The sequence below is a fragment of the Aquitalea aquatilis genome (assembly GCF_005155025.1).
Classification (GTDB): Bacteria; Pseudomonadota; Gammaproteobacteria; order Burkholderiales; family Chromobacteriaceae; genus Aquitalea; species Aquitalea aquatilis.
The window spans coordinates 559,778-580,662 of sequence record NZ_CP039731.1 but is presented as its reverse complement, the minus strand read 5'-3'; the positions used below and the strand labels follow the sequence as shown (position 1 = coordinate 580,662).

The window sequence follows — 20,885 nt, the reverse complement described above, 5'->3', positions numbered from 1 at the left end:
GGCAATCTGTTCGGAGTCATCATGCAAGTGGATGGAGTTCTGGGGTATCTGGCCAAGATCACCCGTTTCGATCGCAGTGCATTCACCCCGCTCTTCATCGGCCCGCACCAGCTGGGCTGCGTCAACCAGGTTTGGTTGGAGCGCCTGCTACTGAGCGAGGCATCCTTGTTCCGCCGCCAGCCAGCAGGCTTGGTCTGCATGGTGGAGGGCGATTACGCCGCCATCAGCACCCAGCTGCAGGCGGCAGCGCGTCGCTGGCACGAGGCCGGCTGGCTCAATGGCTGGCGCAATGAAAACTTCACCGCTTTTCTCGCCGATGGCTCGCCGCTGTTCGAACTGGAGCGCGCAGCCTTCCGTCCGCTGGGGCTGACCAGCCGTGCCGTGCATCTGAATGGCCTGACCCGCACGCCGGAGGGCGAGGTACGCATGTGGGTGGGACGGCGCAGCCCGGACAAGGCGGTCGACCCCAATCGCATGGACAATCTGATGGGTGGCGGCATTGCTGCCGGCGAATCCATCGAGCTGGCGCTGGAGCGCGAAGGCTGGGAAGAAGCCGGCATTCCGGCTGACCGGCTGGAGCTGTTGCCACAGACCGGCCTGCTGCTGGCCGAGCGCCCCGTCCAGCGTGGCCTGCATCGCGAATGGCTGCATGTCTACGATTTATGGCTGAAGCCCAGCGAGCTGCCCTGTAATCAGGATGGTGAAGTAGCCGAGCATGTCTGTCTGTCGCTGCGAGAGGTGGAAGAGCTGCTGGTGGCCGAACGGTTCATGATCGATGCCGCACTGGTGGCGACCGACTGCTTGCTGCGCCTGGGCTACTGGCAGCAGCACAGTGCTGACATTGCTGCCGCCATGGCTGGCGTGTGCCACCCCTTGGACTTTGCCATTCATGCCGGCGTTTGATTGAGGCCCGGCGGCATTTTCAGACAATCTCTTTTTGAGGCGGGGCAGTTTCTGGCATGATGGTGCGAAAATCTATAGATATAGTGTCCAGCATCATGAGGAGAGAGGGAAATGTACCGCCTGCGCCTGATTTCGCGCGATTTTGGTGTCGATGACAGTGGTCCATGGCACTCGACGCACGACCAGGCGCGCAAGGCTGCCAAGCTGATGTATCTGCTGTACAAGCGAGAAATCCGCGTAGAGATACATCGGGTGGTGGATTTGCGCAGCCGTAAAATGGAAAAAGTGGAAGAGCTGCAATAAAGCAGCCACTGCAAGTTTTTTGCAGGCCTGCCCTGCTTGTCCCCGTCATAACCCTCTGTTTTCCGGAGTTTCTGCTGTTTTCCATATTAGCCGCCAGCCAGTTGATGAAAATAATTTTCAAAATTCAACTGCCTGAAAGGGCGACTTTCCATATTTCGGAATCTTCACCAATACTGTTAAGACGATGCTTGCTAGAAAAATGCGAATTTCCACGTATCTTCGCGGGAAGCTCTAGCTGGTGACATGACTTGTTCCATCCTGCTTGTCGCATGCCCACCACATAGTGGCTGACATGACTAGCAAGCAGCAGATTGGACGGTCGTCTTCAATCCTTGGCAGTGGGAAAGTCATGCGCTCATTTTGGCTGTTGTTCGTCTGGCTGTGCCTGATGGCCAGTCCTATCGCCAGTGCGGCCGCGCCGCCAGCCGGTGGGGCGGTGGCTTTGCAACTGCGTGCGCAAAATGTGTACAGCGTGCAGACGCTGGAGCTAGCTGCAAGCGAGGCCGAATGGCTGCAGCACAAGAAGCGCTTGCGCTTGGGGGTTGCCGATGATTTTCCTCCTCTTGATATCAGTAATGCCGGCGGCAGCTTTCAGGGGCTGAACGCCGATGTCTTCGGCTTTGTCAGCAGCAGGCTGGGCCTGCAGCCCGAGGTCTACCGTTATCCCAGCCCGCAGCTGGCGCTGCAGGCACTGCAGCGCGGTGATATCGACCTGCTCAGCAGCAGCGTTCTGCCCGGCCTGGAAACCGCAGGGGTGAGCCTGAGCCAGCCGTATCTGGAAGACCTGCCCATCCTGGTTGGCTATGGCGAGCCCAATCCGCATAAGCTGCGCATTGGCATGCAGCACCTTTATCATTCGCCCAGCTTGCTGCGCGAGCGCTATCCGGAAGCCGAAGTGAGCGACTATACCTCGGTGGCGGAGGGCTTGTCGGCGCTGGCGGCGCATCAGATCGATCTGTTCTTCGGCGATGCCACCGCCATCAATTATGTTGCCAATCAGAACCTTGTTGACGATCTGAAAGTCATCCAGCGTTTCAGCAAGCACAACAGCCTGGCCTTTGCCATGCAGGCCCGCCAGACCTTATTGCGCCAGGCGCTGGACAAGGCGCTGGGTCTGATCCACGAACCGCAGCATCAGCAGTTGATTCAGCGTTGGAGTGGTGGGACGCTGCTGTTGCAACCGCATGTCTTTCCCATCGATTTCACCCCAGAAGAAAAGCAGTGGCTGAAGCAGCATCCGGTGCTCAGGGTGGCCGCCGGCCATAGCTTTGCCCCCATTTCCTTTTTCGATGATCAGGGGGTGTGGCGGGGCGCCAGCGCCGAGCTGCTGGAGCTGATCGCCCAGCGTCTGGGTGTCAGGCTGGAAATCCGCAAAGCGCATTCGCTGGAAAACATTCTCGAGATCATGCGTCGTGGTGAGGCTGATCTGACCACGCTGCCTATCCGCAATGTCGGCAGCGCCGACAATCTGCTGTTTTCCGAGCCGCTGACCCCGCTTTCCTACAATCTGGTGGTACGGACCAACACCGACCCGCCGCAGGCCGTGGCCGACATGCGCAACAAGGTGGTGGTGGTCAATCGCGGGCTGGTCAAGGCCATGCAATGGGAAAAGATCTTCCCTGGAGCCATTTTCAAAGAGGTCAACAATCCGGTTTCCGCATTCGACATGGTGGAAAACGGCAAGGCCGACATGGCGCTGGTCGCCACCATGAACAGCCGCTACTACCTGCCGTTGTTGTTCAACGGCAAGTTGCGCGAGGCGAACATTACCGGTCTTCCCGGTAATGTGCTGTCGCTGGCGGTGCCGACCGATCATCGCATCCTGCTGTCCATCCTCAACAAGGCGCTGTTCAGCATCGGGCCGGAGAGCCTCGACAACCTGTTCAATGAACGCTGGCGCACCAATGTGGGGGCCAGCAACCAGAGCTGGTATGACTACAGCCTGGGCCTGATCTATCTGGTGATTGCCGTCGCCAGCCTGCTGCTGCTGGTTTCGCTGATGTGGAACAGCCGCTTGCGCAAGCAGATCGCCAAGCGCCAGACCGCAGAGAAGGCACTGAGCGACCAGCTCAACTTCATGACCACGCTGATCGATGTCACTCCCTATCCGGTCTATGTGCTGGATCGCAAAGGCCAGTTGCTCAGTTGCAACGAGCATTATCTGCAGGCGCTGACCCTGACCCGCGAAGAGGCCATGAGCCATCGCGACAATATCGGCGGGATTATCGACATCGACGACACCTCCCGCTCCACCCTGGCGCAGGATTACCAGCTGGCCATCGAATACGGCGTGCCCATCCAGCGCGACCGTGAAGTCATGCTCAACCGCCAGCATATTTCGGCCTTTCACTGGATCCAGCCCTTCCGCGATACCGAGGGCGTGATCCGCGGTGTCATCTGCGGCTGGATAGACATCAGCGAACGCCGCCGGCTGATCGAGGAGCTACAAGCCGCCAAGGAGCAGGCAGACAAGGCCAGCCAGGCCAAAACCACCTTCCTGGCCACCATGAGCCATGAAATCCGTACGCCGATGAGCGCAGTCATCGGCATGCTGGAGCTGGCCTTGCGCCAGGCCGACCATGGCGTGGTAGATCAGCCTTCGCTGCAAGTGGCCTATGATTCGGCACAAGGTCTGCTGGGCCTGATCGGCGATATTCTCGACATCGTGCGTATCGAATCCGGCCATCTCAGCCTGAATCCAGAACCCTGTAATCTGCTGGAGCAAACGCGTTCGGTGATGCGCATTTTCGACGGACTGGCCAGAGAGAAGCAGCTGGGGCTGTTTCTGGATGTCGATCCGGCCACGCCGGTACAATGGCAGGTCATGCTCGATCCGCTGCGTTTCAAGCAGATCCTGTCCAATCTGCTCAGCAATGCCATCAAATTCACCCAGCAGGGCAGTGTCACCGTGCGCGTACGCCAGAGCGTGCTGCCGGATCAGCAATTGCTGGTCCAGATACGGGTCACCGATACCGGCATCGGCATCTCCGCCGAAGACCAGCAGCGGCTGTTCCTGCCGTTCGGGCAGGCTGTTGCTTCGCAGCGTAATGTCCAGAGCGGCACCGGGCTGGGGCTGGTCATCAGCCGCACTCTGTGCGAAATGATGCAAGGCTCGCTCACCCTCAGCAGCCGCCCGTATGATGGCACCCGGCTGGATATCGAATTGCGCTTGCCCTTGTCCGAACAAGCCTACGTCGAAGTGGATGCGACACCGGCCGCCAGCCTGCAGGCCGGGCAAGCTGACAAGCTCAGGCTGCGTATTCTGGTGGTGGACGACAATGTGGCAAACCGGCTGCTGCTCTCACAGCAGCTGCGTTATCTCGGCCATCAGACCGATGTCGCCGCCCACGGGCGCGAAGGCCTGATCATGTGGCAGCAGGGACGATTCAACGTGGTCTTTACCGACTGCAATATGCCGGAAATGAATGGCTACCAGCTGGCCCAGGCCATTCGCCAGCAAGAGGAGCAAGAGCAACTCTCCCCCGTGCTGCTGCTGGGCTTTACCGCCAATGCGCTGCCGGACGAACGCGAACGCTGCCGTGCCGCCGGCATGGATGACTGCCTGTTCAAACCCATCAGCCTGGCCGGCCTGCGCAGCTGTCTGCAGCAGCACATGCATGGCCGCATCAGTGAGGCCGATGCCGGGCAGGACGCGGGCTACAGCCTGGACGAACTCTCCTTCATGGAGGCCGAACAATTGCAGCAATTGCTGGGGCATCTGCAACAGGGCCTGCAAGACGACATGGACTCGCTGTGTTCCCTGGTCTTGCTGGGCAATGCCGCTGGCGTCGGGCGCATTGCCCACCAGATCAAGGGTGCCGCCCGCATCATCAATGCCAGCCAGGTTATCGCTTGCTGCCAGGCCCTGGAAGAGTATTGCCGCCAGCATGAGGAGATTGGCGAGCAGCAAGAAGAAGTGCAGGCACTGTATGCTGCCATCCCCGATTTGCTGGCCGTGTTGAGCCAAGAGCGGGGGCAGCTGGCCTGAGTTGCCTGGCATCAGTCACTCCATGACCACAGCCGGTGGCAGCGTCCCCGGCTGTTATTGGTAGTATTGATAAATATTGTCATTTAAACTGCAAGCACACGCCGTTTCTCCCGCTGCCGGCATCCATGCTGATGGCTACGCTGCTGCCGGCACTGCTCATGGCCCGAGTGGCCTGCCCGTTCAACTGCTGGAAGGACCTTCCCCATGCAAGGCAAACAAAACATCATCGATCTGCTCAACACACTGCTGGCGGGAGAACTCACCGCTGTCGACCAATACCTGCTGCATGGCGAAATGTATGCCGACATGGGCTTGCAAAAGCTGGCAGAAAAGGCCCTGCACGAATCGGCCCATGAGCGCGAACACGCCCAGGCCATCATCCAGCGCATCCTGTTTCTGGAAGGCAAGCCCGACCTCAGCAAGCGCGAAGCACTGCAAATCGGCAGCACGGTGCCGGAAATGCTCAAGTCCGATCTGGCCGTGGAATACAAGGTCACGCGTGAGCTGAAAAAGGCGATTGCCCTGTGCGAACAGGAAGCTGACTATGTCAGTCGCGAAATGCTGGTGGTGCAGCTGGACGACACGGAAATGGACCACGCCTACTTCCTGGAAAAGCAGCTGCGCCTGATCGAGCTGACCGGCCTGGCCAACTACCTGCAAAGCCAGATGGCATAAGGACGCATCATGAAAGCCGACAAAACCGTTATCAAACTGCTCAACCAGCTGCTGCGCAACGAACTGACCGCCATCAACCAGTATTTCCTGCACGCACGCATGTTCCGCAACTGGGGGCTGCAACGCCTCAACGACTACCAGTACAAGCAATCGATTCGGGTGATGAAAGAGGCTGACGAGCTGATCGAGCGCATCCTGTTTCTGGAAGGCCTGCCCAATCTGCAGGATCTGGGCAAACTGCACATCGGTGAAACCGTCGAGGAATGTCTGCGTAGCGACCTGCGCTATGAAACCGACGTACAGCGCCCGCAACTGCTAGCCGGCATCGCCCATTGTGAAGAGAGGCAGGATTATGTCAGCCGTGAACTGCTGCAAGAGCTGCTGGAACACTGCGAAGAAACCATAGACTGGCTGGAAACCCAGCTCAGCCTGATCCGCGATGTCAGCCTGGCCAACTATCTGCAAAGCCAGATCGGCGAGTAATCTGATTGACCCGATTTGGCTCTTGAGGTGTCAGGAGCCAATCGCCCTTTATTATCCTGCGGTACTGAAGTTGCTGATGCAGCTCTACGATCCCGCGCTGTCCAATGCATATGGACATGATTTTTACCTTAACCTCTTAATCTAATCGTTCTGTCTGCTAAGCGGCTTGGGAGTACGCTGTGCGAGGCCCATGAGGTGTCTAGGGCGCAGGGGGCGATTCAAGTCAGGCTAGCTGAAAAAAACAGAGACTGATTTAAATCAGTAGGGACATGACTGCCCAAGGTCGCAGCACAGTGTGTTGAAAAGCCGTCCCGAAGTCGTCCCGAGAAAGAGTGAGTGGGAGATTTTCAGAAAGTATCTACTCTGAAATCGTTGTCAGCACCTGATATTCACGCTTTTGCGGAAAGTGAGCTGTGCGTTGAGAGCGGTGCAGGTATTGCATCAGGTTGTTATCGCCACAACACATTCCGAAAGAAAATGAGAAGAATTTGGGCGTGCCGATGTCAATGAAGGAGCAGGGTCACTTTGGGGGGATGAGGTATGGACGGCTGGTCGGGAAATGCTAGGCGTCCCCCAGGAAGTCTCCCTGAGGTATTTTTAGTGTGATGACTTAGAGTTTGATCACTCTAAGTGATTGAATTTGTTGGCGCACCCGACAGGGATCGAACCTGTGACCTTCAGCTTCGGAAACTGACACTCTATCCAACTGAGCTACGGGTGCGCTGTGATATTGCTATAAAGCAGGGCGGATCATAGCGCAAAGGGCATGTCCGAGTCCAGTGTATGGTTTTTGCCTTGCTTCACGGCTTACCGTATAATCCCTCCCATCTTAATTGTCATTTTTTTCAGGCGAGGCTCGAATGAGTAATGAGAACGGAATGGCTCCCGGTCAGATCATCAAGGTCCTGATTGGCGTCGTTGTGGGTTTGGTAGTGGCGATCTGGTTGCTGGCCAAGCTGGCGACTGGTGGTTACAACGTTGATGCCGAGGTCATGACCAAGGAGGCTGTTGCCGCTCGCCTGAAGCCGGTTGGCGAATCGAAAGCCAGCGACGCCCCTCCGGGCATGCGTAATGGCGAGCAGGTATTCAAGGCGATTTGCATTTCCTGTCACGGCCAGGGCCTGGCTGGTTCGCCCAAGTTTGGTGATGCTGGTGCCTGGGGTGCGCGTATTGCCAAGGGCTGGGATACGCTGACGCAACATGCACTGCAAGGCTTCAATGCCATGCCGGCCAAGGGTGGCGCTGCTGACCTGACCGACGACGAAGTGAAGCGTGCCGTGGCCTATATGGGCAATGCGGGTGGTGCCAAGTTCACCGAACCGCCGGTTGGTGGCGCAGGTGCACCGGCTGATCCGGCTGTGGTGGGCAAGAAAATCTATGAAACCGTCTGCACCAACTGTCACGCTGCTGGCGTGGCCGGTGCGCCGAAGTTTGGCGACAAGGCTGCCTGGGCTGAGCGTACCAAAGTAGGTATGGACGAAGTGGTGAAGATTGCCACCAAGGGCCTGAACGCCATGCCGCCCAAGGGTGGTTTTGGTGGCAGCGATGCGGAATTCCGCGCTGCCGTCGAATACATGGTGAATAACGCCAAGTAAGCAGAAGTCTCTGCCAACGAAAAACGCGCTGCTTGCAGCGCGTTTTTTTATGCCTTTCTCCGGGGAATCAGCTATCGGCTGGCTTGGTTTTTTCGGCCAGCATGGCGGAGAGGCTGGCTAGCTTGGACTTGCCTTCGCTTTTGCTGACGATGGGTTCGGCACCTGGGCGGCCAAAGTGGCGCAGATCGCCGCCATCGATCTCGGCAATAAAGCGCGATGGCTCGACAAACTGCCACTCGCCGGCGCGGCGGCGCTTTACGCAATAGGTGAGGGTGAGCATGCGCTGGGCACGGGTAATGCCCACGTACATCAGCCGCCTTTCCTCTTCCACCATGCCGTTATCCACTGATTCACTATGCGGCAGAATGCCTTCCTCGGTACCTACCAGGAACACATACGGGTATTCCAGGCCCTTGGAGGCGTGCAGGGTGGACATCTTGATGGCGTCGACCTCTCCTTCGTCACGCCCTTCCAGCATGGTGATGAGGGCAATGGTCTGCGACAGTTCGATCAGGTTCTTGCCGTCGGCCTCCCCCTTGCGTGCCAGCCAGGCAACCAGTTCCAGCACGTTTTTCCATTTGGTTTCGGCAATGCGCGGGCTGTCTTCGCTGTCGTACAGCCAGGCTTCGTAGTTGATGGCCTTGACCAGTTCCATGGCCAGCTCGCCGGCCGGCTCGCGGGTGGCACGGTATTGCAGACGATTGATGAAGTCGCAGAACTGACTGAGCGGTTCCAGCTGCGCGGTTTGTACCTGCACGCGAAAGCCGGGTTCGAAGGCGCTGGCAAACAGGCTCTTGCTGCACTGGCCGGCCCAGCCGCCCAGCTTCTCCAGAGTGCCGGTGCCTACGCCGCGTTTGGGAGTGGTCACGGCGCGGATAAAGGCCGGGTCGTCGTCCGGATTGGTGATCAGGCGCAGATAGGACAACACATCCTTGATTTCCGGCTTGTCGAAAAAGCTCTGACCACCCGCCATCTGGTAGGGGATGCGCTGGTTACGCAAGGCCTGTTCGAAAATGCGCGCCTGATAGTTGCCCCGGTACAGGATGGCGTAGTCCTTGAATTCGGTGCGGTATTCGAATTTGTGGGCCAGCAGGCGCTGCACCACGATTTCCGCTTCGTGCTCCTCGTCCTTGCATTGCACCACATGAATCGGCTCGCCCAGGCCCAGTTCGCTCCACAGCTGTTTTTCAAACAGCTTGGGGTTATTGGAAATGACTGAGTTGGCGGCACGTAGAATCCGGGCAGTGGAGCGGTAATTCTGTTCCAGCTTGATGATTTTCAGCTGCGGGAAATCCTGCTGCAGCAGACGCAGGTTTTCCATATTGGCTCCGCGCCAGGCGTAGATGGACTGGTCGTCGTCACCCACGGCAGTGAATTGGCCGCGCACCCCGGCCAGCAGCTTCACCATCAGGTACTGGCAGGTATTGGTGTCCTGATATTCGTCGATCAGCAGATAGCGCAGCTTGCCCTGCCATTTGAGCAGGACATCTGGGTGGGTCTTGAACAGCTGCACCGGCAGGCGGATGAGGTCGTCAAAATCCACCGCCTGGTAGGCAGTCAGCGTGTCCTGATAGGCCAGATAAGTGCGGGCGCAGATGCTTTCCCATTCGCCCTGTGCTTCTACCAGCATCTGGTCCGGGCCTTTCAGGTCGTTCTTCCATAGTGAAATCTGGCTTTGTACCTTGCGCACTTCGTCCTTGTGCGTGGTTTTCAGGATGTCGGCGATGATCTTGCCGGAATCGAAGGCATCCAGAATGGAAAACTGCGGTTTGTAGCCGAGATGCGGCGCTTCCTGGCGCAGGATCTGCATGCCCAGCGAATGGAAAGTGGACACGGTAATGCCACGGATTTCCTGTGTGGAGAGCAGCTTGCCCACCCGTTCCAGCATTTCGCGTGCCGCCTTGTTGGTAAAGGTGATGGCGGCGATATGGCGGGCGGGGATGTTGCCGTGACGGATCAGGTGGGTGATCTTGTAGGTAATCACGCGCGTCTTGCCCGACCCAGCCCCCGCCAGCACCAGCAAGGGGCCGTCAAGGTGATGAATGGCTTCGCGCTGCGGCGGATTGAGCTGAGGTGCGGACATGGACGGAGTTCCGGCGGTGAAGCTGGACGCGAGAAAGCCAGAGCGGCTTCCGGGCGGCGTAGCATCGTGGTAACCAAGGCCGTGCATTGTAGCATGGGGTATCATGAGACTATCCGCGGTCGGGCCGGCACGAGCTGCCGCATTGTCAGAGGTGAAGATGGCGACATACGCAATTGGCGATATCCAGGGCTGTTTCGGCCCCTTTCAGCAACTGCTGCGACAAATCGAATTCAACCCCGGCAAGGATACGCTGTGGCTGACTGGTGACCTGGTCAACCGAGGTCCGGAATCCTTGCAGGTGCTTCGCTGGGTATTCCAGCAGCAAGACCGGGTGCAGATCGTGCTGGGTAATCACGACCTGCATCTGCTGGCGGTGTCCGAAGGCTTTGGCAAGCTGCACCGCAGTGATACGGTGGATGACATCCTGAATGCGGCTGACGGCAAGGTATTGCTGGACTGGCTGCGCTGTCAGCCACTGATGATTGCCGAGCAAGGCTATGCCATGGTGCATGCCGGCCTGTTGCCAGAGTGGAGCATAGACAAGGCATTGCGCTTGGCTGAAGAAGTGGAGGACGGCTTGTCTGGCCCTTACTACCGCGACTTCCTGTCACGGCTGTATGGCAACAAGCCCACCCGCTGGGCTGACGACCTGAAAGGCGCCGAGCGGCTGCGCGTCATCGTCAATGCCATGACGCGCATGCGTTTCATCACCCGGGAAGGGGAAATCGATCTGGCCTACAAGGGCGAGCGGGACGGTGCGCCGGCCAACCTGATTCCCTGGTTCGAGGCCAAGGGCCGGCGCAGCAGCCACACGCCCATCATTTGCGGCCACTGGTCGGCACTGGGCCTGCATGTGACCGAAGACATCCTGTCCATCGACAGCGGCTGCTTGTGGGGCGGCAGCCTTACTGCACTTCGGCTTGAGGATCGACAGACTTTTTCGCTGCCGTGTCCGGCATATCGGGAAGTGGCAGCTTGAGGCCCAGGCTGACTTCACGGAAAGCGCGCTCCGACAGGGCGAAGCGGGTGGTCAGCTCGCCTTCGCCCGCTTTCAGCGGCTGGCCGTAAGTCAGCGCAACTTCCATGGCCGGCTGCGCCAGTATCCGCTTGATGCTTTGCCAGAAGGTGGTATCACCGGCGTAGGCCGGGGCGGTGGTCAGGCTGCCATCGGGCAGCTGGTAGCGCATCGACACCGGCTGCACGGTACTGCGCGAGGGCAGGGCGGCTTCGAACAGCGAGGCCTTGAACGGCAGGATGCCGGTGCCTTCCGAGGTGGTGGCCTCCGGAAACACCGCCATGCAACTACCCTTGCCCAGCGCATCGGCCAGCAACTGGTTGACGCGGCTGGCATCGCGGCGATTGCTGCGGTCGATAAACAGCGTACCGCCAGCATTCACCACCCAGCCTATCAACGGCCAAGAGCGGATTTCACGCTTGGCGACAAAGCGCGACACTGTGCAGCTACTCAGCACGAAGATATCCAGCCAGGACACATGGTTGGCCACCAGCAGGGTATTGGGTGGGTAAAAGCCCGGATTCACACCTTCAACGCGCACACTGATACCGAGTATTTTCAGCAGATGACCCGACCAGCGGCGCGTGACGACGGCGCGCTCGGCCTGGGCCAGGCGCGGATAGCGGGTGGCAACGATGAAAATGCCCAAGGCAATGTGACAGACCAGGCGCAGCAAACGGCTGGCACGGGTGAGGTAAGACGTAGTGGCGGTAGACTTCAAGGTGCGCGGCGCTTCATGTGCGGGGTTGAATGACCAGCCACTCTAGCATGGCTGGCACAGCGGACAATAGTAGGAACTCCTTTGACCTTGCCGTATCTGACGAATCGGGCTGCTGCAGATGCGACAAGCTTGCTCCTGCCGGTCGTAAACATAGTAGTCCTGCTGGAAGTAGCCAGACTTGCCCTCGGTGTTGACGAAGTCGCGCAGCGTGCTGCCGCCGGCCTCGATTGCCAGCGCCAGTACCCGCTTGATTTCCGTTGCCAGGGCCTGACAGTCGGCCCGGCTCAGCTCGCATGCGGCCCGGGTGGGATGGATGCCGGCATGGAACAGCGACTCGTTGGCGTAGATATTGCCCACGCCAACCACCACGTGATTATCCATGATGACCAGCTTGATGGCCGCGCTGCGCTTGCTGATGGTGGCGTGCAGCACATCACCGTTGAAGTCGTCTGTCAGCGGCTCGGGTCCCAGTGCCTGTAACAGGGGATGAAACTCCAGCGGTCCCACATGCCACAGCATGGCGCCGAAGCGGCGCGGGTCGCGATAGCGCAGCACATGGCTGCCCAGCTTCAGGTCGATATGATCATGCTTCTGTACCGGGGTGGTGGCCGGAACATAGCGCAGGCTGCCGGACATGCCCAGATGGATCAGCAGGGAACCACTATCGAAATGGATGATCAGGTACTTGGCACGACGCGTGACTGCGCGTACTGTCAAACCGGAAAGAATGGCATCCAGTTGTGGCGGCACCGGCCAGCGCAGGCGACCGTCACGTACGATGGCACCTTGCAGCGTGGCACCGTCAAGATAGGGTGCCACACCACGGCGGGTCGTTTCGACTTCAGGCAATTCAGGCATGCTGCTTTTGCTTTCAGGACAAGATTGACTAGATCAAATAACCGAGCGTGCTATTCTACGCGTTCAACCGGCACAGACTCCATGCGAATGAAACCGCTGAATCGACCTATTTCCTTGTTGCTGGTGCTGCTGTTGTCAGCCTGCACCACCTTGAAATCCCCCTTGCACTCCAGTGCGCCGGCCCAAAGCAATGCAGAAGCGGCTGACGACGAACCGGCAGCCAGCGCCGATGACAATGCCAAGCTGCCCAAGCAGGAACTGACCCCGCAAATCGTCTATGGCGTACTGGCCAGCGAAATTGCCGCCCAGCGCGGCGCGGCCGGCTCGTCTGCGGTGACCTATCTCGATCTGGCCCGCCAGACCAAAGACCCACGGCTGGCTCAGCGCGCTGCCGAGTTCTCCCTGTTCGCCGGTCAATTGAAAGAAGCATCCGATTCGCTAGCCTTGTGGATGGAGCTGGACCCCAGTTCGCAAGTCCCGCGCGAGCAGCTGTTCATCACCATGTTGCGTTCCGGCAAGCTGGCCGAAAGCGAGCCGCTGGTCGAAGACCTGCTCAAGCGTGAGCCGCAGCGGGCACCGGACATCTTCGTGCAACTGGCGCGGTTGACGGCCCGCCAGTCTGACAAGCAGGCGGCATCAGCGATGGTCAATCGTCTGGCCAGTCGCTATCCCGACCTGCCGGAAGCCCGTTTCGCCGTCATCGCCGTGGCGGCCGAGATCAATGATGATGCCACCATCCAGCGCGAGTTCGACCGGCTGGCGCAGATCGCCCCCAAATGGGACCTGCCCGTAGCCTGGCAGACCGACCGGCTGCGCCGCATCAGGCTGGACCAGGCCATCGACTTCCTGCAGCACGAGCTGCAGCGCCGCCCCGATGCCGGGCTGGAGCTGCGCACGGCGTATCCGCGCCTGCTGGTGGGGGCCAAGCGCTTTGCCGAAGCACGCAGCGCTTTCGAAGCCCTGCTCAAGCAAAACCCTGACAATCCGGAGCTGCTCTACGCCACCGGTCTGCTGGCTTATCAATTGCGCGACCTTGATGCTGCCGACCAGCGCCTGAGTGCCGCCCTGCAGCAGAAACACCCGGAAACCGACTTCATTCGCTTCACCCTGGGTCAGGTTGCCGAAGACCGCCAGGACAAGAGCGCTGCATATCGCTGGTATGAAAGCGTGGGCAAGGGGCAGCAATACCTGCCCGCACAAGGCCGGCTGGCCGCACTGGATGCTGCCGATGGCAAGCTGGACCAAGCGCTGCAGCGGCTGGCACCGCTGGGTGAGGGCGAGCAGGAAAAAGTGCAGGTGGCCATGCAGCAGGCCGAAATGGCACGCAATGCCAAGCGTTACGATCTGTCCTACCGCATTCTGACTCAGGCGCTGGAAAGCTGGCCGCGCTCACCCGAGCTGCTATACGACCGGGCACTGGTTGCCGACCAGTTGGGCAATCTGGGGGATGCCGAGCGCGACCTCAAAGCCCTGCTCAAGGAAAAACCGGACGATCCGCAGGCGCTCAATGCCCTGGGCTATACCCTGGCCAATCGCAGCAGCCGCCATCAAGAGGCACTCGGCTATATCGAGAAAGCACTCAAGGCCGACCCGGACAATCCAATGATCCTGGACAGCATGGGCTGGGTATTGTTCAAGCTGGGCCGCAGCGAAGCCGCACTGAAATACCTGGAACGCTCCTACGCGGCGATGCAGGACAGCGAAGTCGCCGCCCATATGGGAGAGGTGATGTGGAAACTGGGGCGCAAGCAGGAAGCCCTGAAAGTGTGGAACCGTGCCCTGGTGCGCGATCCGGGCAATGAGGCGCTGCAGGATGCGCTCAAGCGTTTCCGCCTGCCATGAAGAGTCGGCTCGCTCTGGCCCTGCTGGCCGGCAGCCTGCTGTTGGCGGGCTGTGCCACGGAAACGGTATTCCGCCCGGCTGGTACGGCCAGTGCCGCCACGCAGGACCGCCCCTTTACCGTAAGCGGCCGCATTTCCATCAATATGGATGGCAAGGGTTCGGTCGGCCAGTTTGACTGGGCGCACCAGCTGGAAGCCGACCAGTTATCGGTAAACAGCCCGCTGGGCAGCACGGTGGCGCAATTGCGGCGTGATGGCACCGGTGTCACCTTGCTGGTCGATGGCAAAAGCTGGCAGGCCTCCAATGTCGAGGACCTGACCCACGATGTGCTGGGCTGGACCTTGCCGCTGGGCAATCTGGTGTGGTGGATACGCGGTCTGCCAGCACCGGATGCTCCCTATCAGTTTGCCAGCGATGGCAGCCTCGACCAGCAGGGCTGGACCATACGCTTCGTCAGTGATGCCGATGCCCCCGGCCTCTATCCCAAACGGGTAGAAATGCAGCGCGACAAACTTACCTTGCGTTTGTTGCCGCAAAACTGGCGCTAGCTGTTAATCGTCTTTTCCGTTTTATTTCCGGATGAATTCCCGCATGTCCCCACAATTTCACAGTTATCCCGCGCCGGCCAAACTCAACCTGCTGCTGCACATCGTCGGCAAACGCGCCGATGGTTATCATTTGCTGGAAACGGTATTCCGCTTCATCGACTACAGCGACACGGTGGAGCTGGCCGTGCGCGACGATGGCCAGATTGTCTTGCTCAACCCGATTGATGGCGTGGCACCGGAGCAGGACCTGACGGTACGAGCGGCCCGTTTGTTGCAGCAAGCAAGCGGCTGCAGCCTTGGCGCTACCATCCGTTTGACCAAGCGCATCCCCATGGGCGGTGGTTTGGGCGGTGGCAGTTCCGACGCCGCTACGGTTTTATTGGCGTTGAACTGGCTGTGGCAAACAAATTTTTCACGTGAAAAATTAATGGAGCTGGGTTTGTCGCTGGGAGCGGACGTTCCTGTGTTCATTTTTGGCAAAAATGCGCTGGCGACCGGGATTGGCGAAAAACTGAATGAAATCAATCTGAAACCCGCGTGGTACGTGGTCATTCACCCCGGTGTTCATGTGCCGACAGCAAAAATCTTTCAGAATTTTGCCGGAAGGGTGTTGACAGAGGAAGGCACCATCAGCATAATGCGAATCCTCGAAACAACGCAGCAACGACGAAACGCGCTGCAGCAAGTTGTTTCAGAGATGTACCCGGCGGTGAATGAAGTACTGAGCGAGTTGAAAAAATATGGTTCGCCGCTGATGACTGGTTCAGGAGCATGTGTGTTTCTGGAGTGCCAGTCAGAGGAAGAAGCCGATAAAGTTTATCAGGCAATGTCCGTAAAATATAAGGGATTTGTTGCAAAAGGGCTGAATAGCCACCCCTTGCTGGACATTGAATGAAAGTTTATTGGGGAGTCGCCAAGTGGTAAGGCACCGGATTTTGATTCCGGCATTCGTAGGTTCGATCCCTACCTCCCCAGCCAAGACTTTCTCTCAATAGAGAGAGCATGAAAAAAGCGTGTAAGAATCCCTTACACGCTTTTTCTTTATCCTGCTAAGGCAAATGGAATCATGGCGTCATACGACAGTTTGATGGTATTTACCGGGACCGCTAACCCGGAACTCGCTCAAAACGTGGTCAAGCATCTGGATATCTCCCTCGGCCGCGCCGATGTCGGCAAGTTCAGCGATGGCGAAGTCGCCGTTGAACTGCTGGAGAATGTCCGTGGTCGCGACGTGTTCATCCTGCAGTCCACCTGTGCCCCCACCAATGACAATCTGATGGAAATCCTGACCATGGCTGACGCGCTGAAGCGTGCTTCTGCCGGCCGGATTACCGCAGCCATTCCTTATTTTGGCTACGCCCGTCAGGACCGTCGTCCGCGCTCGGCGCGCGTACCGATCTCCGCCAAGCTGGTCGCCAACATGCTGACCAGCGCCGGTATCGACCGTGTACTCACCGTCGATCTGCACGCGGACCAGATCCAGGGTTTCTTCGACATCCCGGTGGACAACGTCTACGCTACCCCGGTGCTGCTGAAAGACATCCGTGCCCAGCGCATTGACGATCTGATCGTGGTCAGCCCGGACGTGGGTGGTGTGGTACGTGCCCGTGCCATGGCCAAGGCACTGAATACTGACCTCGCCATCATCGACAAGCGTCGTCCCAAGGCCAATGTGGCCGAGGTGATGAACATCATCGGTGATGTATCCGGCCGTACCTGTCTGATCGTGGATGACATGATCGACACCGCCAATACCCTGTGCAAGGCCGCTTCCGCTCTGAAAGAGCGCGGTGCCCAGCGTGTACTGGCTTATGCGACCCATGCGATTTTCTCCGGCCAGGCCGTGGATCGCATCAAGAATTCCGACATCGACATGGTCGTTGTCACTGACACCATTCCGTTGACTGCACAGGCCCTGGCCTGCCCGAACATCCGGGTTGCCAGCATCGCCGGCCTGCTGGCCGAGACGCTGCGACGCATCAACAACGAGGAATCGGTGTCCTACCTCTTCAATGAGGAACTGGTTTCGTCGGGCGCCTGCCTGCCGTAACATCAGGCCCGCTGGTCGCGGCGGGGCTGGTGCCTTTAACTTGAAATACTGGAGCTTTACATGGCTTATGAATTGATCGCCGCCAAGCGCGAAGAGATGGGTACTGGTGCGAGCCGCCGCCTGCGTCACGCTGGCAAACTGCCGGCCGTGGTATACGGCAATGGTGCTGCTGAGTCCATCGTTCTGGACCACAACACCGTATTCTACGCACTGAAGGAAGAAGCTTTCCACTCTGCGATTCTGGATCTGGTTATCGACGGCCAGAAGCAAGCTGTCATCCTGCGTGACTTCCAGAACCACCCGTACAAACAGCAAGTGATGCACATTGATTTCCAACGTGTTGACCTGAGCCAAAAAGTACACGTAAAGATTCAACTGCACTTCATTAACGCCGACCAGTCGGACGCCGTTAAGCTGCAAGGCGCCAAGATCAGCCACATCATCAATGAAGTGGAAGTTCGCGCACTGCCGGGCGACCTGCCGAAGTTCATTGACGTTGACCTGTCTGCCATCAAGGTAGGCGAAGCTGTACACCTGTCCGACCTGAAACTGCCGGCCGGTGTTGAAATCGCCGCCCTGGTTCGTGGCGAAGACGCAGCCATTGCTCTGGCCAACGCCTAAGCATTAGTGCTTGTTTGACAAGGGCTCGTTGTGAGGCTACCCGCCCGCAGCGAGCCTTTTTATTGGAATTCTCGATCATGTCTGCCATTCGCATGATTGTCGGTCTGGGCAATCCCGGCCCGGATTACGAAAAGACCCGTCACAATGCCGGCTTCTGGCTGTTGGACGAGCTGTGCTGGAAATACAAGGGCAACTGGCGTACCGAGGGCAAGTTCCACGGTGATATTGCCCGCGTCCAGATCGAAGGCCAGGATATCTGGCTGCTCAAGCCGCTGACCTTCATGAACCTGTCCGGTCAGGCCGTGCTGGCGCTGGCACATTTTTACAAGATTCTGCCCGACCAGATCCTGGTGGTGCATGACGAGCTGGACTTGCCACCGGGCACGGCCCGTCTCAAGCAGGGCGGCGGCCATGGCGGCCACAACGGCCTGAAAGACATCGCCGCACGGTTGAGTTCGCCGGCTTTCTGGCGCCTGCGCCTGGGCATCGGCCATCCGGGCGACCGCAATGAAGTAGCCAATTTCGTGCTGAAAAAGCCGCGCGCAGAAGAGCAAGGCGCCATTGATGACGCTGTGCTCAAATCACTGAATTATCTGCCGCTGGCCATTGCCGGCAATATGGCGATGGCCATGAAAGAGCTGCATACTGCAGCCAAGTAATGAACCGGGCCGGCGCAAACGGCCCGCCTGATTGTGAACCGATTTCAAGGAATGCTGACATGAGTCTGAAGTGCGGTATTGTTGGCCTGCCCAATGTTGGCAAGTCCACCCTGTTTAATGCGCTGACCAAGGCCGGCATCGAAGCCGCCAACTATCCCTTCTGCACCATCGAGCCGAACGTGGGCATCGTGGAAGTGCCGGATCCGCGTCTGGCTGAACTGGCCAAGATCATCAACCCGCAAAAAATCCAGCCGGCCATCGTCGAATTCGTCGACATCGCCGGCCTGGTAGCGGGCGCGTCCAAGGGCGAAGGCCTGGGCAACCAGTTCCTGGCCAACATCCGCGAAACCGACGCCATCGTCAACGTAGTGCGCTGTTTTGACGACGACAATATCGTGCACGTGGCCGGCAAGGTCGATCCGATTGCCGACATCGAAACCATCGGCACCGAACTGGCCCTGGCCGACCTGTCCTCGGTCGAAAAAGCCATGCAGCGCGAAGGCAAGAAAGCCAAGTCCGGCGACAAGGACGCGCGCGCGCTGATCGCCGTGCTGGAAAAACTGATGCCGCATCTGGACCAGGGCCTGCCGGTGCGCTCGCTCAAGCTGTCCGATGAAGAAGTCACCATCATCAAACCCTTGTGCCTGCTCACCATCAAGCCGGCTATGTATGTAGCCAACGTGTCTGAAGACGGCTTCAAGAACAATGCCTACCTGGACAAGCTGCAGGCACTGGGCGAGCGCGAAGGCGCGCCGGTGGTGGCACTGTGTGCCGCCATCGAAAGCGAAATTGCCGATCTGGAAGACGCTGACAAAGCTGAATTCCTGGCCGAAATGGGCCTGGAAGAGCCAGGTCTGGACCGCCTGATCCGTGCCGGCTACACGCTGCTGGGCCTGCAAACCTACTTTACCGCCGGGGTGAAGGAAGTACGCGCCTGGACCATCCACGTGGGCGACACCGCCCCGCAGGCCGCCGGTGTGATCCACACCGACTTCGAACGTGGCTTCATCCGCGCCCAGACCATTGCCTACAACGACTTCATCACCTTGGGTGGCGAAGCCAAGGCCAAGGAAGCTGGCAAGATGCGCTCGGAAGGCAAGGAGTACGTGGTGCAGGATGGTGACGTGATGAACTTCCTGTTCAACGTCTGACCAGCAAAAGCGGCCATCTGATTTTATTCAGTTCGACTAGCAGCCCGTGGACTTTGTGTCTACGGGCTGTTTTAAATTCATTACAGGTACTGGATATGTCGGCTCATGCTTAATGAATAATTTGGGTGAATTAATTTTGTGGTACAGAGAGTAGTCTGCGATGTTTGCTAGATAGATATTGCCGACGAATAATTTAGTGCTACTCACGTTGTTTGACGTATTATTTCTGCTGGAAAATGTAAAAGATTTCGGCATTATTGTGCATTATCGGCGTTGAATTATTTAATCATATTTGAGGGGTTTTCTTTGAAATCAAATCAAGATGAAGTAGAAATTGGGTTAGTTGATGTCATATTGTTTTGCCGAAAATATTGGAAAATCCTGGTAGCGCTCCCCTTGTGTGGTGCTTTGCTGGTAATACTTGTCATGTCGCGCTTGCCTGAGCGCTTTCAAGCCTCTGCAATCATGCTGATTACTCCGAGTGGGGTAGCTAATAATGGGCCAACGTCTACCGCATTAATTGCATCTACTCTGCAAGGAGATGAGGTGATGAAGCGTGTTGCAAAGCAGCTAGAGCCAGCAAAAGATATCGGTACGGTTAATGCTACCGTGGGTAAGGATGGCAGCCTCGAAATCAAGGCGGAATCTCCCGATGCGGCTAAGGCTGTGCGCTTGGCTAATACTGCCGTACGTGTTGGCAAGGAGTTGGTGCTGGAGCAGGGACTGACGCCATTCTCCCGGCAGTGGTCGCAAATGCGCGGGCAGTTGGCAATGGTTCAGGCTGAGCAGGAGCGTAATCAGGTGCAGCTAGCACAGTTGATCCCGGGAGGCTTGGCTACTCTGGATGAATCAACACGGCGACAGTTGCAAGCGATGGCTTGGCACGATGTACAGTTTGTCTATGCACAAGGCGATGGTGCCCAGGCCTCCACTGTCGAGTTGCCATCCCTGCCGAATGACAATGGTCAAACCACGTCGGCCAAGCATTTCAGTCCCGAGCAATGGAAGCTGCTACGCAATTATTACTTTGATACAGTTCTTATCGATGTGCTGCAAAAGCGCATCATGCTGATTCGTCCTCAGGTCGAGCACGACGTACAGATTGCTGCATTGGCCAAAGCGGCTTCGCCGGCCACCAGTGGCAAGAAGTCACAGTATTTGATCATGAGTGTGTTTGCCGGGCTGATTCTGGCGCTGCTGATTGGCTTGGTACGTGAGCTGTGGCCGACACTTCAGGCTGAGTTGCGGTGTCGTCTTGAGAAATGAGTGCAGCCAAGCGTGCATATTTGTGGCCTGCCATGAGGTACGTTAGCGTGCCAGGCAGCTAGGCTGCAGGTTTTGCCGCTGCCGCATGTGAAACGCCCCTGGATAGTCAATCCCAGGGGCGTTT

General features: G+C 58.2%; 18 protein-coding genes and 2 tRNA genes. 16 read left to right on the top strand and 4 right to left on the bottom strand.

What is annotated here, in order from left to right:
- Positions 1-21 precede the first annotated feature (21 nt).
- The 5 genes from FAZ30_RS02690 (at position 22) to bfr (FAZ30_RS02670) (ending at position 6,352) form a co-directional block, all read left to right on the top strand.
- Positions 22-903, top strand: coding sequence for an NUDIX hydrolase (locus FAZ30_RS02690; protein WP_137008622.1), 882 nt, complete (start codon positions 22-24; stop codon positions 901-903).
- Positions 904-1,014: 111 nt separating this feature from the next.
- Positions 1,015-1,206, top strand: coding sequence for a hypothetical protein (locus FAZ30_RS02685; protein WP_124642184.1), 192 nt, complete (start codon positions 1,015-1,017; stop codon positions 1,204-1,206).
- Positions 1,207-1,555: 349 nt separating this feature from the next.
- Positions 1,556-5,194 (top strand): ATP-binding protein, encoded by a 3,639-nt coding sequence (locus tag FAZ30_RS02680; RefSeq protein ID WP_158613553.1) that lies wholly within the window; start codon positions 1,556-1,558, stop codon positions 5,192-5,194.
- 204 nt (positions 5,195-5,398) lie between these two features.
- A complete protein-coding gene (bfr, locus tag FAZ30_RS02675) occupies positions 5,399-5,869 on the top strand; it encodes a bacterioferritin (protein WP_124642188.1) in 471 nt (156 codons plus the stop codon).
- Positions 5,870-5,878: 9 nt separating this feature from the next.
- Positions 5,879-6,352: a bacterioferritin gene (bfr, locus tag FAZ30_RS02670; RefSeq protein WP_124642191.1), complete on the top strand. Its 474-nt coding sequence runs from the start codon at positions 5,879-5,881 to the stop codon at positions 6,350-6,352.
- 644 nt (positions 6,353-6,996) lie between these two features.
- Here bfr (FAZ30_RS02670) and FAZ30_RS02665 read toward each other — a convergent pair.
- Positions 6,997-7,073, bottom strand: a tRNA-Arg gene (locus FAZ30_RS02665).
- A gap of 157 nt (positions 7,074-7,230) precedes the next feature.
- Here FAZ30_RS02665 and FAZ30_RS02660 point away from each other — a divergent pair.
- Positions 7,231-7,947 (top strand): c-type cytochrome, encoded by a 717-nt coding sequence (locus FAZ30_RS02660; RefSeq protein WP_233578346.1) that lies wholly within the window; start codon positions 7,231-7,233, stop codon positions 7,945-7,947.
- A gap of 67 nt (positions 7,948-8,014) precedes the next feature.
- On the opposite strand, the gene FAZ30_RS02655 is transcribed toward FAZ30_RS02660, so the two are convergent.
- Positions 8,015-10,030: a UvrD-helicase domain-containing protein gene (locus FAZ30_RS02655; RefSeq protein ID WP_124642195.1), complete on the bottom strand. Its 2,016-nt coding sequence runs from the start codon at positions 10,028-10,030 to the stop codon at positions 8,015-8,017.
- Between the two features lie 157 nt (positions 10,031-10,187).
- Between FAZ30_RS02655 and FAZ30_RS02650 the strand changes: the two genes are divergently transcribed.
- A complete protein-coding gene (locus FAZ30_RS02650; protein ID WP_124642196.1) occupies positions 10,188-11,009 on the top strand; it encodes a symmetrical bis(5'-nucleosyl)-tetraphosphatase in 822 nt (273 codons plus the stop codon).
- Here the strand turns inward: FAZ30_RS02650 and FAZ30_RS02645 are convergent.
- Together FAZ30_RS02645 and mutM are read right to left on the bottom strand one after the other, a co-directional pair.
- The gene (locus FAZ30_RS02645; RefSeq protein WP_137008620.1) at positions 10,936-11,766 is read right to left on the bottom strand and encodes a lysophospholipid acyltransferase family protein; all 831 of its coding nucleotides are present in this window, start codon (positions 11,764-11,766) and stop codon (positions 10,936-10,938) included. The genes FAZ30_RS02650 and FAZ30_RS02645 overlap by 74 nt on opposite strands.
- Before the next feature lie 42 nt (positions 11,767-11,808).
- Positions 11,809-12,624 carry a bifunctional DNA-formamidopyrimidine glycosylase/DNA-(apurinic or apyrimidinic site) lyase gene (mutM, locus tag FAZ30_RS02640; RefSeq protein ID WP_137008618.1) on the bottom strand — a complete coding sequence of 272 codons (816 nt, stop codon included), beginning with the start codon at positions 12,622-12,624 and terminating at the stop codon, positions 11,809-11,811.
- An 87-nt stretch (positions 12,625-12,711) separates the two neighbouring features.
- On the opposite strand from mutM, the gene FAZ30_RS02635 reads away from it, so the two are divergent.
- From FAZ30_RS02635 to FAZ30_RS02595, 9 genes are all read left to right on the top strand, one after another.
- The gene (locus FAZ30_RS02635) at positions 12,712-14,466 is read left to right on the top strand and encodes a tetratricopeptide repeat protein (RefSeq protein WP_246043394.1); all 1,755 of its coding nucleotides are present in this window, start codon (positions 12,712-12,714) and stop codon (positions 14,464-14,466) included.
- Complete coding sequence (gene lolB, locus FAZ30_RS02630; RefSeq protein ID WP_137008613.1) at positions 14,463-15,014, top strand: lipoprotein insertase outer membrane protein LolB; 552 nt, start codon at positions 14,463-14,465, stop codon at positions 15,012-15,014. Before FAZ30_RS02635 ends, lolB begins: the two co-directional genes overlap by 4 nt.
- Before the next feature lie 43 nt (positions 15,015-15,057).
- Positions 15,058-15,909: a 4-(cytidine 5'-diphospho)-2-C-methyl-D-erythritol kinase gene (gene ispE, locus FAZ30_RS02625; protein ID WP_137008612.1), complete on the top strand. Its 852-nt coding sequence runs from the start codon at positions 15,058-15,060 to the stop codon at positions 15,907-15,909.
- 8 nt (positions 15,910-15,917) lie between these two features.
- Positions 15,918-15,992 (top strand) — tRNA-Gln (locus tag FAZ30_RS02620).
- 88 nt (positions 15,993-16,080) lie between these two features.
- Positions 16,081-17,064, top strand: coding sequence for a ribose-phosphate pyrophosphokinase (locus tag FAZ30_RS02615; protein WP_124642207.1), 984 nt, complete (start codon positions 16,081-16,083; stop codon positions 17,062-17,064).
- Positions 17,065-17,124: 60 nt separating this feature from the next.
- Positions 17,125-17,685 carry a 50S ribosomal protein L25/general stress protein Ctc gene (locus FAZ30_RS02610; protein ID WP_124642209.1) on the top strand — a complete coding sequence of 187 codons (561 nt, stop codon included), beginning with the start codon at positions 17,125-17,127 and terminating at the stop codon, positions 17,683-17,685.
- Positions 17,686-17,759: 74 nt separating this feature from the next.
- Positions 17,760-18,344 carry an aminoacyl-tRNA hydrolase gene (gene pth, locus FAZ30_RS02605; protein WP_199730975.1) on the top strand — a complete coding sequence of 195 codons (585 nt, stop codon included), beginning with the start codon at positions 17,760-17,762 and terminating at the stop codon, positions 18,342-18,344.
- 59 nt (positions 18,345-18,403) lie between these two features.
- Positions 18,404-19,495: a redox-regulated ATPase YchF gene (ychF, locus tag FAZ30_RS02600; protein WP_124642213.1), complete on the top strand. Its 1,092-nt coding sequence runs from the start codon at positions 18,404-18,406 to the stop codon at positions 19,493-19,495.
- 273 nt (positions 19,496-19,768) lie between these two features.
- Positions 19,769-20,761: a YveK family protein gene (locus FAZ30_RS02595; protein ID WP_137008611.1), complete on the top strand. Its 993-nt coding sequence runs from the start codon at positions 19,769-19,771 to the stop codon at positions 20,759-20,761.
- Positions 20,762-20,885: the final 124 nt, after the last annotated feature.

Coding starts and splice junctions, on each gene's coding strand:
- FAZ30_RS02660 (WP_233578346.1), top strand. CDS start 7,231: ATGGCTCCCGGTCAGATCATCAAGGTCCTGATTGGCGTCGTTGTGGGT.
- FAZ30_RS02685 (WP_124642184.1), top strand. CDS start 1,015: ATGTACCGCCTGCGCCTGATTTCGCGCGATTTTGGTGTCGATGACAGT.
- FAZ30_RS02690 (WP_137008622.1), top strand. CDS start 22: ATGCAAGTGGATGGAGTTCTGGGGTATCTGGCCAAGATCACCCGTTTC.
- FAZ30_RS02655 (WP_124642195.1), bottom strand. CDS start 10,030: ATGTCCGCACCTCAGCTCAATCCGCCGCAGCGCGAAGCCATTCATCAC.
- mutM (WP_137008618.1), bottom strand. CDS start 12,624: ATGCCTGAATTGCCTGAAGTCGAAACGACCCGCCGTGGTGTGGCACCC.
- FAZ30_RS02615 (WP_124642207.1), top strand. CDS start 16,081: ATGGCGTCATACGACAGTTTGATGGTATTTACCGGGACCGCTAACCCG.
- FAZ30_RS02610 (WP_124642209.1), top strand. CDS start 17,125: ATGGCTTATGAATTGATCGCCGCCAAGCGCGAAGAGATGGGTACTGGT.
- FAZ30_RS02650 (WP_124642196.1), top strand. CDS start 10,188: ATGGCGACATACGCAATTGGCGATATCCAGGGCTGTTTCGGCCCCTTT.
- FAZ30_RS02680 (WP_158613553.1), top strand. CDS start 1,556: ATGCGCTCATTTTGGCTGTTGTTCGTCTGGCTGTGCCTGATGGCCAGT.
- bfr (WP_124642191.1), top strand. CDS start 5,879: ATGAAAGCCGACAAAACCGTTATCAAACTGCTCAACCAGCTGCTGCGC.
- ychF (WP_124642213.1), top strand. CDS start 18,404: ATGAGTCTGAAGTGCGGTATTGTTGGCCTGCCCAATGTTGGCAAGTCC.
- bfr (WP_124642188.1), top strand. CDS start 5,399: ATGCAAGGCAAACAAAACATCATCGATCTGCTCAACACACTGCTGGCG.
- ispE (WP_137008612.1), top strand. CDS start 15,058: ATGTCCCCACAATTTCACAGTTATCCCGCGCCGGCCAAACTCAACCTG.
- lolB (WP_137008613.1), top strand. CDS start 14,463: ATGAAGAGTCGGCTCGCTCTGGCCCTGCTGGCCGGCAGCCTGCTGTTG.
- FAZ30_RS02635 (WP_246043394.1), top strand. CDS start 12,712: ATGAAACCGCTGAATCGACCTATTTCCTTGTTGCTGGTGCTGCTGTTG.